This is a genomic window from Paranoxybacillus vitaminiphilus, assembly GCF_003259935.1.
In the GTDB taxonomy this organism is placed as follows: domain Bacteria; phylum Bacillota; class Bacilli; order Bacillales; family Anoxybacillaceae; genus Paranoxybacillus; species Paranoxybacillus vitaminiphilus.
In genome coordinates this window covers 137579-154276 of record NZ_QLMH01000002.1, presented here as the reverse complement: position 1 = coordinate 154276, position 16698 = coordinate 137579, and the positions used below count along the sequence as shown (strand labels likewise).

Annotated in this window: 19 protein-coding genes; 18 read left to right on the top strand and 1 reads right to left on the bottom strand. The window is 41.5% G+C overall.

The annotated features are described in order from the left end of the window. The first annotated feature begins 165 nt into the window (after positions 1-165). Together rpsA and fni are read left to right on the top strand one after the other, a co-directional pair. Positions 166-1332, top strand: coding sequence for a 30S ribosomal protein S1 (gene rpsA / locus B0I26_RS03250; protein ID WP_111644038.1), 1167 nt, complete (start codon positions 166-168; stop codon positions 1330-1332). 12 nt (positions 1333-1344) lie between these two features. Next, on the top strand, positions 1345-2391 hold the full coding sequence (fni, locus tag B0I26_RS03245) for a type 2 isopentenyl-diphosphate Delta-isomerase (RefSeq protein WP_111644037.1): 1047 nt from the start codon (positions 1345-1347) through the stop codon (positions 2389-2391). A 371-nt stretch (positions 2392-2762) separates the two neighbouring features. On the opposite strand, the gene B0I26_RS03240 is transcribed toward fni, so the two are convergent. Continuing rightward, entirely contained in the window at positions 2763-2897 is a 135-nt protein-coding gene (locus B0I26_RS03240) for a YpzI family protein (RefSeq protein WP_111644036.1), read from the bottom strand. Between the two features lie 113 nt (positions 2898-3010). Between B0I26_RS03240 and B0I26_RS03235 the strand changes: the two genes are divergently transcribed. The 16 genes from B0I26_RS03235 to aroC all read left to right on the top strand — a co-directional run bounded on the left by B0I26_RS03235 (position 3011) and on the right by aroC (position 16697). Continuing rightward, positions 3011-3613 carry a YphA family membrane protein gene (locus B0I26_RS03235; RefSeq protein ID WP_111644035.1) on the top strand — a complete coding sequence of 201 codons (603 nt, stop codon included), beginning with the start codon at positions 3011-3013 and terminating at the stop codon, positions 3611-3613. Further along, a complete protein-coding gene (locus B0I26_RS03230; RefSeq protein WP_111644034.1) occupies positions 3610-4506 on the top strand; it encodes a YIEGIA family protein in 897 nt (298 codons plus the stop codon). The genes B0I26_RS03235 and B0I26_RS03230 overlap by 4 nt, the downstream gene beginning before the upstream one ends. Beyond that, positions 4503-4688, top strand: coding sequence for a capping complex subunit for YIEGIA (locus B0I26_RS03225; RefSeq protein WP_111644033.1), 186 nt, complete (start codon positions 4503-4505; stop codon positions 4686-4688). Before B0I26_RS03230 ends, B0I26_RS03225 begins: the two co-directional genes overlap by 4 nt. A gap of 210 nt (positions 4689-4898) precedes the next feature. Next, positions 4899-6209, top strand: a complete 1311-nt coding sequence (gene der, locus B0I26_RS03220) for a ribosome biogenesis GTPase Der (protein ID WP_111644032.1) — start codon at positions 4899-4901, stop codon at positions 6207-6209. 27 nt (positions 6210-6236) lie between these two features. After that, entirely contained in the window at positions 6237-7277 is a 1041-nt protein-coding gene (locus B0I26_RS03215) for an NAD(P)H-dependent glycerol-3-phosphate dehydrogenase (RefSeq protein WP_111644031.1), read from the top strand. 222 nt (positions 7278-7499) lie between these two features. After that, positions 7500-7703 carry a DUF2768 domain-containing protein gene (locus tag B0I26_RS03210; RefSeq protein ID WP_111644030.1) on the top strand — a complete coding sequence of 68 codons (204 nt, stop codon included), beginning with the start codon at positions 7500-7502 and terminating at the stop codon, positions 7701-7703. 25 nt (positions 7704-7728) lie between these two features. Beyond that, the gene (locus B0I26_RS03205; RefSeq protein WP_111644029.1) at positions 7729-8451 is read left to right on the top strand and encodes a hypothetical protein; all 723 of its coding nucleotides are present in this window, start codon (positions 7729-7731) and stop codon (positions 8449-8451) included. A 154-nt stretch (positions 8452-8605) separates the two neighbouring features. Then, a complete protein-coding gene (gene spoIVA / locus B0I26_RS03200; protein WP_111644028.1) occupies positions 8606-10084 on the top strand; it encodes a stage IV sporulation protein A in 1479 nt (492 codons plus the stop codon). A 501-nt stretch (positions 10085-10585) separates the two neighbouring features. Beyond that, complete coding sequence (locus B0I26_RS03195; protein ID WP_152642883.1) at positions 10586-10858, top strand: HU family DNA-binding protein; 273 nt, start codon at positions 10586-10588, stop codon at positions 10856-10858. Between the two features lie 257 nt (positions 10859-11115). Further along, positions 11116-11340 carry a trp RNA-binding attenuation protein MtrB gene (gene mtrB / locus B0I26_RS03190; RefSeq protein ID WP_111644027.1) on the top strand — a complete coding sequence of 75 codons (225 nt, stop codon included), beginning with the start codon at positions 11116-11118 and terminating at the stop codon, positions 11338-11340. Positions 11341-11442: 102 nt separating this feature from the next. Further along, positions 11443-12252, top strand: a complete 810-nt coding sequence (locus B0I26_RS03185; RefSeq protein WP_181502674.1) for a heptaprenyl diphosphate synthase component 1 — start codon at positions 11443-11445, stop codon at positions 12250-12252. 4 nt (positions 12253-12256) lie between these two features. Beyond that, positions 12257-12967 (top strand): demethylmenaquinone methyltransferase, encoded by a 711-nt coding sequence (locus B0I26_RS03180; RefSeq protein WP_111644025.1) that lies wholly within the window; start codon positions 12257-12259, stop codon positions 12965-12967. Positions 12968-12977: 10 nt separating this feature from the next. Beyond that, positions 12978-13940 (top strand): heptaprenyl diphosphate synthase component II, encoded by a 963-nt coding sequence (gene hepT, locus B0I26_RS03175; RefSeq protein WP_111644024.1) that lies wholly within the window; start codon positions 12978-12980, stop codon positions 13938-13940. A gap of 105 nt (positions 13941-14045) precedes the next feature. Then, positions 14046-14492 (top strand): nucleoside-diphosphate kinase, encoded by a 447-nt coding sequence (gene ndk / locus B0I26_RS03170; protein ID WP_111644023.1) that lies wholly within the window; start codon positions 14046-14048, stop codon positions 14490-14492. 139 nt (positions 14493-14631) lie between these two features. After that, on the top strand, positions 14632-15405 hold the full coding sequence (locus tag B0I26_RS03165; protein WP_111644022.1) for a CheR family methyltransferase: 774 nt from the start codon (positions 14632-14634) through the stop codon (positions 15403-15405). A gap of 116 nt (positions 15406-15521) precedes the next feature. Beyond that, complete coding sequence (gene aroC / locus B0I26_RS03160; protein WP_111644317.1) at positions 15522-16697, top strand: chorismate synthase; 1176 nt, start codon at positions 15522-15524, stop codon at positions 16695-16697. The last annotated feature ends 1 nt before the right edge of the window (position 16698 follow it).

The window sequence follows — 16698 nt, the reverse complement described above, 5'->3', positions numbered from 1 at the left end:
ATCGCAACGTTTTGTTACATTAATTTTCAGAAAATATGGTATAATATTTTTAAGAAGCTTGTTCTCTATTTCCATTTTAAGGAAGGGGATAGAGGTTTTTGTCAAACATTCCCGTGAACGGCTTCGCCATGTGAACTTAAGCCGTGTATTTAAGGAGGTTTCAAGATGGTAGATGATATGAATTTGGATGTAAAAGTGTATCAAGTAGGCGACATTGTGAAGGGACGTGTCGCAAAAGTTGAAGACAAACAAGTGTTGATAGACATTGAAGGGAGCAAGCAAAGCGGAATCATTCCCATTAGTGAACTGTCCAGCCTCCATGTTGAGAAAGCGGGCGATGTTGTTGCCGTCGGCGATGAAGTAACCGCTAAAGTAAAAAAGGTGGAGGAGTCTGCAGATGAAGATGATGGACTTTTAATTTTATCGAAAAAAGCAGTCGATGCGGAAAAAGCATGGGAGGATTTACAGGCGAAATTTGAAAGCGGCGAAGTGTTTGAGGTCGTTATAAAAGACGTCGTCAAAAGCGGTCTTGTCGCTGATGTCGGCGTAAGAGGCTTCATTCCGGCTTCATTAGTAGAAACGCACTTTGTTGAAGATTTCTCAGACTACAAGGGTCGCACGTTAAAGGTGAAAATCGCGGAACTAGATCGCGAGAAAAACCGTGTCATTTTGTCGCATCGAGCTGTTCTTGAACAAGAGCAGGAGGAGGAAAAAAAGCAAGCTTTTAACAAAATCGAAGCAGGCCAAGTATTAGAAGGAACGGTTCAGCGAATTGCTGATTTTGGCGTATTCGTTGATATTGGCGGTGTTGATGGATTAGTACATATTTCTCAGCTTTCACATACTCGTGTGGCCCATCCTTCTGAAGTGGTACAGGAAGGTCAAACCGTAAAAATAAAAGTGCTTTCCGTTGATCGCGATAATGAGCGAATTTCTTTGTCAATTAAAGAGACATTGCCCGGGCCGTGGGACGGCATTTCGCAAAAGATTGCTGCAGGTGACGTAGTTGAAGGAACAGTAAAACGTCTTGCCTCATTCGGTGCATTTGTTGAGATTTTTCCTGGAGTGGAGGGGCTTGTCCATATTTCACAAATTTCGAATAAACGCATCGCTAAGCCGCATGAAGTGTTAAAAGAAGGCGATGTTGTAAAGGTGAAAGTGCTGGATATAAATGAAGCGGAACGGCGCATGTCTTTAAGTATGAAAGAGTTAACAGAAAATGTCGCCGATGAGGAAGACTACAGCGAATATACGCAAACTTTCAAGGAACCGGCTGGATTCCAAATTGGTGAAGTGCTTGGCGAGCAGCTAAAGAAATTAAAACAGAAATAATGGTGATGGAAGGTGAGCAGAGCAAAACGAAAAATGGACCATATCGAACATGCGCTATCAACAGGTCAAGCGAGGGCGCATGGTTTTGAGGATATAACGTTTGTACATCAAAGTCTGCCCAATTTATCCACCTCACAAATTGATTTACGGACGACGTTAGGCGAACTTTCGTTAAGTTCGCCTATTTTTATCAATGCGATGACCGGCGGTGGCGGGAAAGCGACTTTGAAAATTAATGAAGCATTAGCGATTGTTGCCAAAGAATGCGGCATCGCGATGGCAGTTGGCTCGCAAATGGCAGCAATTAAAGATTCACGTGAACGCCCGTCATTTGAAATTGTTCGAAAGGTGAATCCAAATGGCGTCATCTTCGCTAATCTTGGCAGTGAAGCGACGGTAGAAGAGGCGAAGCAGGCAATCGATATGATTGAAGCAAACGGTTTGCAAATTCATTTAAATGTCATTCAAGAGCTTGTGATGCCGGAAGGAGACCGCGATTTTACGAATGCGTTAAAACGAATTGAACAAATTGTTCAACAGGTTGAAGTACCTGTTATTGTAAAAGAAGTAGGATTCGGCATGAGTAAAGAAACCGCTTTGAAACTGGCGAATATTGGAGTGAAAATTGTTGATGTTGGCGGCTTTGGCGGCACTAATTTTGCGCGGATTGAAAACGAGCGCCGCCTCCGAATGCTTACTTATTTTAATGATTGGGGACTAACGACAACCGCTTCGATTGTTGAAGTATCCCAGACCGTTCCGCTTTCTGTCATTGGAAGCGGGGGGCTGCAAAATGCGCTTGATATTGCTAAGGCGTTGGCGTTAGGAGCGTCAGCTGTCGGTTTTGCCGGCTATTTTTTAAAATTGTTGCTTGAAGAAGGAATCGAGTCATTAATCGAGGAAATTGGGAATTTGCATTCTGATTTGGCCATGATTATGAGCGCTCTTGGTGCGAAAACGATTGAACAATTACAGTGTGTTCCGCTTGTCATTCGCGGAGAAACGCATCATTGGTTAACGGAAAGAGGGTTTGACACGAAAGTATATAGTTGTCGATAAATTCCCCCCTTCATCCCGATGACTAAAATCATGGGACGAAGGGGTTTTTAATTTTCTTCTGCGAAGTCTCCCCCATCTAAGCATAAAACGGAAAATTGAACAGTTGATGGTCGTCCATAACGGGAAAAGTCCATGATCGTCTATGCTTCTCATCACTTTTTGAATTCGGTTTTTCTTAGAAACTGAGAAACCATTCGCTTTCTTATATGTTTTGTTTATATAACTTTATTGTCAGATAAAGGATTATCGCTTTTTGAAAGTTGAACACCAAATTCAACAATTTGAGAAAAAGTTCATGCAGTGCGTTGGCTATTTGATTTTTTCCATACTTTGAAAGCTGACTCGATTTATAATCATTGAGTCCGCTTTTCTTATTGCTTGTTTCGTTCTCTTGCTGCTTGTGGATCTTCAAGTCTTGACGCACCCTTGTATTCAATCGATTGATCGCGGTCGGATTCAACGCGACGCGATTGCTTTAATTTTTTTTCTTGGCGATCTTTTCCCATGACGTGTGCTCCTTTCCTGCTTTTCATTTTTACTATGTCAATTTTTGTTTTTCTTATGCATCGATTAAGTTTTATAAAAACATGAAATAATGGGAATAGTAGGAGGTGAGAAGATGGATGGGATTTATTTTTATTGGTTTTCATGGATGCTCTGGGTGATTTATACGTTTCTTATGAAAAAGGATAAAGTGCGTATTTTATTTGCGGTGACTTTGCTTATGTTGATTGCGTTATCGATTTATGAGATATCAATCGGTCCATTTCAGTTGACATTATCTTATCTTTTTATTCTTTTTATGGCGTTTTATTTTGCAGCAATGAGAAGCAGATGGCAGTTTATTTATATGCTGATCGGTTCAATGATTGTGACGCTTGCGTATGTATCTTTCCAATTATTTGCATTGTTTGACCCGATTTGGGTGTTTCTGGACCGGACATGGATGCTCGCTGTTATTTTAACCATCATTGTGATCCTGCTTTATGGCGGTTTTTATTCCCGCTTGTTATGTTTCATTATCGGCTCTTGTCAAGGGGATTTTTTATATGCGGTCATATTAAAGCGTTTTTCTTTTCCACATGTTATTGGTTCTTTAGCGTTTTTTGATATGCTTCTCCTTTCTTGGTCATTGATGTTCGGTTGGTTTGTTTTGGAAAATGCAAGCGCTTATGTCGATTTATTGGCACAAAAGGGAATGAAGGAGACGAAGCAGTCATGAATGAGTATACATTTCCAATCTTGTTTGGTGTGTTTGTCGGAGTCGTAACAAGGCTATATTTGTTGAAAACGGATTATCGGCAATATCCTACATATCTTCACGGGAAAATTATTCATATCGCGTTAGGATTCATTGCGGCGGGATTAGGAACGATTGCTGTTCCTGCCATTATGGAAAAGGAGTTTGCGGCCATCACGTTTTTAGCATTAGCTGCTTCCCAGTTCCGTGATGTACGCAATATGGAACGCAACACATTGAACGAATTGGACCAATATGAACTAGTGCCGCGCGGGAAAACGTATATTGAAGGAATTGCGATTGTATTTGAAGGAAGAAACTATTTAGTGATTTTTACATCGTTTATTTCGACGCTTGCTTATCTTGTTTGGAATATTTGGGCCGGGGTGATTGCGAGCATCATCGGTTTGTTAGTGGCGCGAAAATTTATGTCTGGAAGCCGTTTAAAAGATATAGTGGATATTGAATATGTAGAACCCCATTTTAAGGGAGCGGGATTATATGTAGATAACATCTATATTATGAATATTGGACTGCCGGCAAGACAAAAGGAAATTTTGCGCTACGGGATGGGATTTATTTTGAAACCGAAAAATTTTAACGCACGTTCAACGATTGCGAATTTAGGACAGAGGCAAGCGATTTTGCACGACGTTTCAACAGCGCTTGGGGTATATCGCGATTCAGGAACTCCTGCTTTGGTGCCGCTTGCAAAACGCGATTTAGATGACGGACGGGTCGGGATTTTTATTTTGCCGCAAGAAAAAGATATTGAAAAAGCAAAGGCGATTATCGGCAATGTGCCAACATTAGAAAATGCAATTCGCATGCCGACAGAATCAGAAGCGAACAAGAAGGGAAGAAAATTGCGATGACGCATGAAAAGCTCATTTTAGCCGTCATTACAACAAACCCGAACAAAATTGCCGGCGGAGCCCCGATTTTTACATGTGGTACAAGAGAAGAAATGGAAACCATCGCGACAAACCTAGAAGCCATTCTTGACGGCATTGCCCACGCCTTATCCGACGAACTCCTCATCGTCGTTAAACATTAAAGTGGGGTCTGCCCCGCTATTGCTTCACCGCATTAATGTGATGGGGGTCAGACCCCCTGTTGTTGAAATGGGGAGTTTTTGGTACAATAAAACAGCTAGACCCTTCAGTGTATAGGAAGGGCTTCTTTTTTGTTTACCTTTTACATTGAGATGTAAAGTAATGAATTTGTGCATGTGGATACATACGATGTTGAGAGGAAGGGTGATAGAATGCCGAATCCAGTTGTAGCGATTGTTGGACGACCAAATGTTGGAAAGTCAACGATTTTTAACCGAATTGCTGGCGAACGTATTTCCATTGTTGAGGATGTGCCAGGAGTTACACGCGACCGCATTTATAGCAGCGGCGAGTGGCTCAATCGAAAGTTTAACATAATTGATACAGGTGGAATTGATATTGGTGATGAGCCGTTTTTAGCGCAAATTCGCGAGCAGGCGGAAATTGCTATTGATGAAGCAGATGTGATTATTTTTATGACAAATGGCCGCGATGGTGTGACAGCAGCGGATGAAGAAGTTGCGAAAATTTTGCGCCGTTCCAATAAACCGGTTGTGTTAGCGGTGAACAAAATTGATAACCCGGAGATGCGGGAAAACATTTACGATTTCTACACGCTCGGTTTTGGCGAACCGTATCCGATTTCCGGTACGCACGGTCTTGGCCTCGGTGATTTATTAGATGCGGTTGTTGCCCATTTTCCAAAACACGAACAGGAAGACTACGAAGAAGATGTCATTAAATTTTGTTTAATTGGCCGTCCAAATGTCGGCAAATCATCATTGGTCAATGCGATTTTAGGTGAAGAGCGCGTCATTGTCAGCGATATCGCAGGAACGACGCGGGATGCTGTTGATACAAATTTTACCCGTGAAGGCCAAGAATATGTCATTATTGATACAGCAGGGATGAGAAAAAGAGGAAAAGTGTATGAAAGCACCGAAAAATATAGTGTGCTGCGCGCTTTAAAAGCAATTGAACGTTCGGATGTTGTGCTTGTTGTATTAAATGCCGAAGAAGGAATTGTCGAGCAAGATAAAAAAATCGCCGGCTATGCTCATGAAGCGGGGCGTGCGGTGATTATCGTTGTTAACAAATGGGATGCGATTGAAAAAGATGATAAAACATTGATTGAGTTTGAACGGAAAATTCGCGATCACTTCCAATTTCTTGATTATGCGCCGATCGTATTTGTTTCTGCGAAAACAAAACAACGCCTTCATAAACTATTGCCAATGATTCAAATGGTCAGTGAAAATCATGCGATGCGCGTTCAAACGAATGTGTTAAATGAAGTAATTATGGATGCAGTAGCGATGAATCCAACCCCGACACATAATGGCCAACGTTTAAAAATTTATTACGCAACACAAGTAGCTGTAAAGCCGCCTACATTTGTTGTGTTTGTCAACGATCCAGAGTTGATGCATTTCTCTTATGAACGCTTCTTAGAAAATCGCATTCGCGACGCATTTGGTTTTGAAGGAACACCAATTAAACTCATTGCACGACCGCGCAAATAAAAATATAAGAACGGGAGGTGATGGAACATGGAGCAAATTGCTGTTTTAGGTGCCGGAAGCTGGGGAACCGCTTTAGCGATGGTGCTTGCTGATAACGGTCATACGGTTCGGTTATGGGGACATCGCCAAGATCAAATTGATGAGATTAATGAAAAACATACAAATGAAAAATATTTACCCGGCATTCAATTACCTGAAGCGATCGTCGGCTATGCTGATCTTTGCGAAGCGTTAACGAATATTGAAACAGTTGTGCTCGCTGTTCCGACAAAAGCCATCCGCGAAGTATTAAGAAAAGTGCGGGCATGCTTAAAAAAGCCGATTACGATTGTCACTGTCAGCAAAGGGATTGAGCCTGATACGCATAAGCGTATTTCTGAAATTATTGAAGAAGAAATGGCAGGCCCCTTTCTAAAAGACGTAGTCGTTTTATCAGGACCAAGCCATGCCGAGGAAGTGAGCAGGCGCCAGCCTACTACTGTTACTGTCTCTTCAAAAAATATGGAAGCAGCGGAACGCATTCAAGATTTATTTATGAATCATCACTATTTTCGCGTTTATACAAATCCAGATTTAATTGGCGTTGAAATTGGCGGAGCATTAAAAAATATTATTGCGCTGGCGGCTGGAATTACAGATGGATTAGGATATGGAGATAATGCGAAAGCGGCGCTTATGACGCGGGGATTAGCAGAGATTGCCCGCTTAGGGAGCGCGCTTGGAGCCAATCCGCTGACATTCGCTGGACTAACAGGCATCGGCGATTTAATCGTTACGTGTACAAGCGTTCATTCTCGAAACTGGCGGGCCGGAAATTTACTGGGAAAGGGAAAAAGTCTTGATGAAGTGCTGGAAAATATGGGAATGGTTGTCGAAGGAGTACGCACAACAAAAGCGGCCTATCAGCTTGCGAAAAAGATGAACGTTGAAATGCCGATTACAACCGTTTTATATGATGTGCTTTTTAATGGCAAAGATCCAAAAGCAGCGGTTGACTCATTAATGTCGCGTGTGAAAACACATGAAATGGAAGATTTATCGAATATATTAGTGGAGCGGCAATACTAAATGATTTGTGAAAATAGGCGATAGACGATGCAATAAAGTTTAGCCTTGCATACAATACTACGAACAAATATAGACCTGAGTCCCGGACAAAGGGTGGCATCAACATATACTGAAGTAAAGAGCCCCGCTTTACTTCAGCTTTTTTTGTGCATGAGCAGAGTAATCTATTAGATTCGTTTCGCGTTTATGATATAATGGTTGTCGAAAAAAGGGGGAAATACAATGTCGCCAGCGTTAGTAAAAATGTGGATTGCTTTAGCATCGATTGCTTTCATGTTTATTTCCGTATTTTCCATTTACTTCAGCCGATATAAGACGAAAAACAAATTATTGAAGTTTATTTTTGCCCTTATCGCATATGTGTTAATGATTTTAGCGGGATTCATTATTATTTTTGTCGTGTTCAGCGGTCCGGTGCAAGAGTAGTCCAAATCTAAAAGGATGAGGTGTTATGAAAGCATTTTCAAAGCTTTTCGTCGTTGTTTCGATGATGCTGTTGCTTTCAGGATGTTTATATCCTGAAGAGCGGTTACAACAAAATCAAATTCCGTATCAAGATCAAGTAGCGTCCGTACAGTCGGCTGTCGATCAGTATCGCGAAGCAACCGGCGGCTTATTGCCTATTCATAATCGCGATATGAAAACACCGATCTATCAAAAGTATCCCATTGACTTTAATAAATTAATACCGAGGTATATGCAGGAACCGCCGGGAAATGCTTTTGAAAGCGGCGGCGTTTTTCAATATGTTCTTGTCGATGTCGAGAAAAAACCGACAGTGAAGCTGCTCGATTTGCGCATTGCTGAAAAAATACGCGAACTAAAGCTGCGCATTAAAATGTACCGTGATGCAAACGGATATCCGCCGTTTAAAGACATGGTTGCAGAAGGGATTTTTACATTGGATTATAAAAAGCTTGGATATAAAGAGCCTCCTTATGCAATAAGCCCTTTTTCCGGAAACAATCTTCCGTTTCTTATTGACTATAACGGCGAAATATATGTCGATTATCGAATGGATTTGTATGACGTATTGAAAAAAGTGAAACATTCGTATCGACCGGGAGAGGATATCCGCGATCTATTAGTAAAAAATTCGTTATTCGTTCCAGCTTACTCTGTGCCATATACGATTGATCCGAAAAAAAATGAACCGATTTTTTTAATAAAATAAGTCATGAGCCCTTCTTTAGAGAATACATTCTAGAGAAGGGATTTTTTATTTTTTAGTCATAAATCAATAGGACAACATCATATTCATATAGTGTCCTAGAATACTAGCAAAAGGGTCAGTTTGTCCAACGACTCGAAGACTGGAGGGGAGTCATTTGGAAAAGTTCGATATTTTTAAAGATATTGCTGAACGGACGGGCGGAGATATTTACCTAGGGGTAGTCGGTGCGGTACGTACAGGCAAATCAACGTTTATTAAAAAATTTATGGAGCTCGTTGTCATTCCAAATATCGGGAATGAAGCAGATAAAGCGCGCGCGCAAGATGAGCTGCCGCAGAGTGCAGCTGGAAAAACCATTATGACAACGGAGCCGAAATTTGTTCCAAATCAAGCGGTCAAAGTAAAGGTTGATGAAGGGTTAGAGGTGAATATTCGTCTAGTGGATTGCGTCGGATACGCTGTTCCTGGCGCAAAGGGCTATGAAGATGAAAACGGACCAAGAATGATTCATACACCTTGGTATGAAGAACCGATTCCGTTCCAAGAAGCAGCGGAAATCGGCACACGAAAAGTCATTCAAGAACATTCGACGATTGGTGTCGTCGTTACAACAGATGGAACGATTGGCGAGATTCCTCGCCAAGACTATATTGAAGCGGAAGAGCGCGTGATTAATGAGCTAAAAGAGGTCGGTAAACCGTTTATTATGATTATTAACACCGTTCGACCTCATCATCCGGAAACGGAAGCGCTTCGCCAGCAATTAAGCGAGAAATATGATATTCCCGTGCTGGCTATGAGTGTTGAAAGCATGCGCGAAGCAGACGTTTATAACGTGCTTCGTGAAGCATTATATGAATTCCCTGTACTTGAAGTGAATGTCAACTTGCCAAGCTGGGTCATGGTGCTTCGTGAAGATCATTGGCTTCGTGAAAGCTATCAAGAAGCGGTAAAAGATACGGTGAAAGATATTAAACGTTTGCGCGATGTCGATCGTGTTGTTCAACAGTTTGGACAGTATGAATTTATTGAGCAAGCCAGCTTGGCAGGAATTGAAATGGGGCAGGGAATTGCTGAAATTGACTTGTACGCACCTGATGATTTATACGATCAAATTTTAAAAGAAGTTGTCGGGGTGGAAATTCGCGGCAGAGATCACTTATTGCAGCTCATGCAGGAATTTGCCCATGCAAAAGCGGAGTATGACCAAATTGCTGACGCGTTGAAGATGGTGAAGCAAACGGGCTACGGCATCGCCGCCCCTGCACTTTCTGACATGAGCTTGGATGAACCGGAAATCATTCGTCAAGGATCCCGCTTTGGAGTGCGCTTAAAAGCGGTGGCTCCTTCGATTCATATGATTAAAGTCGATGTTGAGTCTGAATTTGCACCGATTATTGGTACAGAAAAACAAAGTGAAGAATTAGTCCGCTATTTAATGCAAGACTTTGAAGATGATCCATTATCGATTTGGAATTCAGATATTTTCGGCCGTTCGTTAAGTTCGATTGTCAGAGAAGGCATTCAAGCGAAACTAGCGTTAATGCCGGAAAACGCTCGCTATAAGCTGAAAGAAACATTAGAACGAATCATTAATGAAGGTTCTGGAGGACTTATTGCGATTATATTGTAATTTGGGGGCTGATCTATCAGTGTCTGACCTCATGTATAGCTCATAATATATCGCATGTTTTTCCCGCTGCTATGTCCTATAAGATGTTTGAAGGGGTCTGACACTTTGTGGTCAACCTCTTTTTTGTTTTTGATACACCCATTGGTTTCTCCTGCTTATGGAGCCTAGTGGAGATCAAGCGCTTAACGTTTTTATACGAAAGCACTTTGTGAATGCCAAGTTTGCTGAGGATGCTTTTTGTCGAAACTGGCGTGACATGCTTAAAAACATGGATTTTATCTTGATAAGAAATAGGACATATGATAATCTTTTATCAGAAATTCTTAGTTTCGTTGGTGAAATATGCCTAAATTGCATTGTTTTGCTGAAAATATGTTGAATTATGCACGTGAATCGTTTAATATTAGGCGTGTCACATGTATAGAAAAGCGTAAAAGTGTGAAGAAATGAAAGTAAGTGATTTTTATGAAATGTTAACATCTTTGGGAGGAGGTGAATGGCATGAACAAGACAGAACTAATCAATTCAGTTGCAGAAGCTAGCGGTCTTTCTAAAAAAGATGCAACAAAAGCAGTTGATGCTGTTTTCGAATCTATTACGGAAGCTCTTAAAAATGGCGATAAAGTTCAATTAATCGGTTTCGGGAACTTTGAAGTACGCGAGCGCGCAGCACGTAAAGGACGCAACCCGCAAACAGGTGAAGAAATGGAAATTCCTGCAAGCAAAGTTCCTGCATTTAAACCAGGGAAAGCTCTTAAAGACGCTGTTAAGTAATGTTACATAGATTTGGTTCATTTCAGCCAGAGAAAGAGCTTTCAAAGAAGGGTTAGCCATCGTGCTTACCCTTCTTTTTTGCTTTTGGAGAGATAAGTATGCTAGAATCTGATTACATTTAACATACTTGAAGCTGAAGAAGATTGCCCGTGCGAAGTTTCATTGTGAATGGAATGATAAAAAATTGACAGTGCTTGCCTTGTTGCGCGATAGTTAAAGAAGATATCTTATTGCATTGAGAGGAGGGTAATGCCGGAATGTATCAACAGAACGATTATATTGTCATTAAAGCGTTAGAAGATGGTGTAAATGTTATTGGCTTAACAAGGGGAGCTGATACGCGCTTTCATCATTCGGAAAAACTAGATAAAGGTGAAGTATTAATCGCTCAATTTACGGAGCATACGTCTGCGATTAAAGTACGCGGAAAAGCGGTAATCCAAACGAGCCATGGGGAGATTACTTCCGAGGCTAAAAAGTAACGGGCGAATTTGCGATAAAAGCGCGCCAATTGTGAGAAAGTTATGCTATAATTGGATTTGTCATGTTTTGATAACGTTATTTTTGGGGAAGCAAGGGTGATCATGTTGAAAACGATTGTAAAAACAGTGTTGACGTTAAAGGAAAAAATTCAACAATTCCTTCATCATCCGTATTTAATCCAGCACATAGCAACAAGACAAATTGATGAAGATCGGATTTTATTGTCGCTTACAGTATTGGAAAATGCCAACCTTTCGGAAGAGGAAATTCAACATCATATCGTTCCGATGATGCTTGTGCAAATCGCCCTTGATACCCATGATGAAGTGACGAACTCTTTGCCGGATAAAATGAATGATCCGCTAAAGGAAAGGCAGTTAACCGTATTAGCCGGGGATTTATATAGCAGTTTATATTACAATTATTTAGCAAAAGCCAGCCATATTCAGCTTATTGGCTTATTTGCTGAAGCCATTAAAGAAATTAATGAGCATAAAATTCGTCTTTATCAAAAAGATATTGAACGAATTGAAGCTCTGTTTCATAGTACTGCCGTCATTGAATCTTCCTTAATATGTAAAATGGGTGAATATTACGGTTCGCATACATCGTCTAAACTGACTTATTATTATCTTTTGTTGAAGCGGTTGAATAAAGAAAAAGACGCGTACTTAAAAACGGAACATTCGCTTATTTTTGAACAAATGGCCGCGATTTTATTTTCGAAAAATAAAGAAATAACAAAGGAACAAAAAAATTATTTGCTTCATATTTGCAATCGTTACATTGACTATTGCAAAGAAGAAATTCTTAAACTGAAATTGGAAGTGAACGAGCTGCTTAAGGCGAGACTGTCAGAGTTAATTGGCGATTACTCAATGATGGCGAAAAAGACGGTGGAAGAAGGGTAGATGTATGCAGCAATCAAAAGAAGAACGAGTTCATCATGTGTTTGAAAAAATTTATAACCATTACGATAAAATGAATTCTGTTATTAGTTTCAAGCGGCATTTAGCATGGCGAAAAGATACGATGAAGCGAATGAATGTGCAGAAAGGAACAAAGGCGCTCGATGTTTGCTGCGGAACAGCTGATTGGACGATTGCTTTGGCAGAAGCGGTCGGTCCAACCGGTGAAGTATACGGGCTTGATTTCAGTCAAAATATGTTGAAAGTGGGCGAACAAAAAGTAAAGGAGCGCGCTTTGCAAAATGTAACGCTCGTTCATGGAAATGCGATGCAGCTGCCGTTTCCTGACAACATGTTTGATTATGTTACGATTGGATTTGGTTTAAGAAATGTGCCTGACTATATGACCGTATTAAAAGAAATGCACCGCGTTGTGAAGCCGGGAGGAAAAGTGGTTTGTTTGGAAACATCACAGCCGACATTGATTGGCTTTAGGCAGCTATATTATTTTTATTTTCGCTTCATTATGCCGCTGTTTGGAAAAATATTCGCCAAAAGCTATGAAGAATATTCATGGCTGCAGGAGTCGGCACGCGACTTTCCGGGAATGGACGAGCTTGCGCAAATGTTCCGCGCTGCCGGGTTCGTCAACGTAGAGGTAAAGCCATACACATTTGGTGTGGCGGCGATGCATTTAGGATACAAACCGCGAGATTAAGGTGACAAATATGAAATTAAAAGCGATGTATTCGTTTTTGAATACAGATTTAAACATCGTTGAAAAAGAGCTGGAAACAGCGATTCAGTCCAATTATCCGCTTCTTAGCGAGGCTTCTCTTCATTTGCTGCAGGCAGGCGGCAAGCGGATTCGTCCGGTGTTTGTGCTGTTAGCTGGAAAGTTTGGAAACTATAACATTGAACGAATGAAACATATCGCTGTCGCATTAGAGCTCATTCACATGTCTTCGCTTGTGCATGATGATGTCATTGATGACGCCGAGCTGCGGCGCGGGAAGAAAACGATTAAGGCGAAATGGAGCAATCGCTTTGCTATGTATACAGGCGATTATATTTTTGCCCGTTCGCTTGAATTAATGACAAAGTTCAATCAGCCGCTGATTCACCAGATTTTAGCCCATACGCTTGTCGAAGTATGCCGCGGGGAAATTGAGCAAATTAGCGACAAGTACCGCTTTGATCAAAATTTACGCTGCTATTTGCGGAGAATTAAGCGGAAAACGGCATTATTAATTGCGGTCAGCTGTCAGCTTGGCGCGCTTGCTGCCGAGGCGCCTAAAGAGATTCATGAGCGCCTTTACTTGTTTGGCTATTATGTCGGAATGTCGTTTCAAATTACCGATGATATCCTTGATTTTATCGGCACCGAAGAGCAGCTTGGCAAACCGGCAGGCAGCGATTTGCTGCAAGGAAATATTACTTTGCCTGTCTTTTTTGCGATGGAAGATGAAAAAGTAAAAGCAAAGATTACGCAAATTACTCCTGAAACACCACCGGATGAGATGAAAGAAATCATTTCTCTTATTAAACAAACCGGGGCGATTGAAAAGTCATACGCTGTCAGCGATCGCTATTTGCAAAAAGCGTTTGCTGTTTTAGAGCAGCTGCCGAAAAATAAGGCGCGCAACACGTTTTATAATATCGCGAAATATATTGGAAAACGAAAATTTTAAACCGTTTTCATTGGAACATGTTGCTAACTTGTCTAAACAATGATACTATTTCTATGGGAATCCTGTATTCCTGATACATAACAAAGTAAGGGTGGAGAATACGTTATGGAAAGAACATTTTTAATGGTCAAACCTGACGGGGTTCAACGCAATTTAATCGGTGAGATCGTAGCTCGCTTTGAGAAAAAAGGGTTTCAACTTGTCGGCGCTAAATTAATGCAAGTGTCTAAAGAATTAGCAGAGCAGCACTATGCAGAGCATAAAGAGCGTCCATTCTTCGGTGAACTAGTTGATTTCATCACATCCGGACCGGTATTTGCAATGGTTTGGGAAGGCGAAAATGTCATCGCGACAGCCCGGCAAATGATGGGGAAAACAAATCCGCAAGAAGCAGCGCCTGGAACGATTCGCGGCGATTTTGGTTTAACGGTTGGCAAAAACGTTATTCATGGCTCTGATTCGCCGGCCAGCGCAGAACGTGAAATCAATTTATTCTTCAAAGAAGAAGAGCTTGTTAATTATTCCAAATTAATAAATGAATGGATTTATTAATCATAAGGTGAGGCGATTGGCTCAAGTTACGGGTCAGTCGCCTTTATATTTTTATAAAATTATCTATTTTTTCCATTCGATTTTACGCTATACTAATAGTTAAAGATATAGACTAGGGTGAAGAGGAGAAGCACGCTGTATGAACGATTATCAACAGTTTATTGCGAACGTTAAAAAGAAAACGGGCATTGATTTGGCGCAGTATAAAGAGGCGCAAATGAAACGGCGCCTTACTTCATTATATGAAAAGAGAGGATTTAAAAACTTTCATGAATTTTTTACAGCGATGGAAGCCGACGAAAAATTATTCCATGAATTTCTTGATCGCATGACGATTAATGTTTCAGAATTTTATCGTAACGCCAAACGCTGGGAAGTGCTTGAGAAAAAGATATTGCCGAAGCTTTTGGAGCAGAATAAGCGGTTGAAAGTATGGAGCGCAGCGTGTTCCACCGGAGAAGAGCCGTATACGTTGGCGATCATTTTATCGAAGTTGATGCCGCTTTCCCAAGTTTCTATTTTGGCGACAGATATCGATGAAAACGCTATTTCCCGTGCAAAAATCGGCGTTTATTCAGAACGCTCTTTGCAGGAAGTTCCGGAAGAGATTAAGAAGAAATTTTTCACAAAAGAGGGGCTGCACTATAAAATTAGCGAAGCTATAAAAAGGGCGGTTATATTTAAAAAGCATAACTTGCTTTCAGATCCATTTGATGTAAATTATGATTTAATTGTGTGCCGAAATGTGTTAATTTATTTTACTGAAGAAGCGAAACATGTCCTTTATCATAAATTTAATAAAGCCTTAAAACCGGGCGGCATCTTTTTTGTAGGCAGTACCGAACAAATTTTTAATCCGCGCTTATACGGATTTGAAACAGAAGATACGTTCTTTTACCGGAAAATTCAGTAATGGCAAAAGAGTTCATCGAAAAGATGAATTCTTTTTTTATCATAGGGGTTCCAAAACAGCAATTTTATGTTATATTGTTACATAATCGCTTTAAAGAGTTGAAGGGAGAGAATGAGATGAGATATTTGACAGCAGGAGAGTCACATGGTCCGCAGCTAACGGCCATTTTGGAAGGGGTGCCTGCCGGGTTGCCGCTTGTCGCTGAGCATATCAATACCGAACTTGCCCGCAGGCAGAAAGGATATGGACGAGGCCGAAGAATGCAAATTGAAAAAGATAAGGTCAAAATTTTAAGCGGTGTGCGCCATGGAAAAACGTTAGGTTCGCCGATTACGCTTGTCGTTGAAAACCGCGACTGGAAACATTGGACGAACATTATGGGAATTGAACCGCTTGAAGAAGAAGGTGCAGAGGAAGAAGTGAAGCGGAGAGTGAGCCGTCCGCGTCCGGGGCATGCCGATTTAAACGGGGCGATTAAATACGGACATCGCGATATGCGTAATGTGTTGGAACGCTCCTCGGCGCGGGAGACGACGGTGCGCGTTGCCGCTGGAGCCGTTGCAAAACAAATTTTAGCGCAGCTCGGAATTAAGGTGGCTGGTCATGTTCTTGAAATCGGGGGAGTGAAGGCGAAAAACTTAACATTTTCTTCACTTGAAGAACTGCAGCAAGTAACGGAGCAATCCCCGGTTCGCTGCTTTGACAAAGAGGCAGAAACGAAAATGATGGAAGCCATCGATGAAGCGAAGAAAAACGGCGATTCGCTCGGCGGAATTGTTGAAGTGATTATCGAAGGTGTTCCTGTCGGCGTCGGCAGCTATGTGCATTACGATCGAAAATTAGATGCGAAAATTGCCGCAGCGATGGTGAGTATTAATGCATTTAAAGGTGTCGAATTCGGCATCGGTTTTGAAGCGGCAAGACTTCCTGGCAGCCAAGTACATGATGAGATTACTTGGAGCAAAGAAGAAGGATTTAAAAGACGCACGAACCGTTCCGGCGGATTTGAAGGCGGCATGACAACGGGAATGCCGATTGTTGTCCGCGGGGTAATGAAGCCGATTCCGACGCTGTATAAGCCGTTGCAAAGCGTTGATATTGAGACGAAAGAGCCGTTTGCCGCGAGCATTGAACGTTCGGACAGCTGTGCCGTTCCTGCTGCAAGCGTCGTTGCCGAAGCTGTCGTGGCATGGGAAGTAGCGGCAGCGATTGTCGAGCAATTCGGTCAAGACCGCATGGACCTCATTGCGGAAAATGTTGAAAAAATGCGCCGTTATGCAAGGGAGTTTTAAA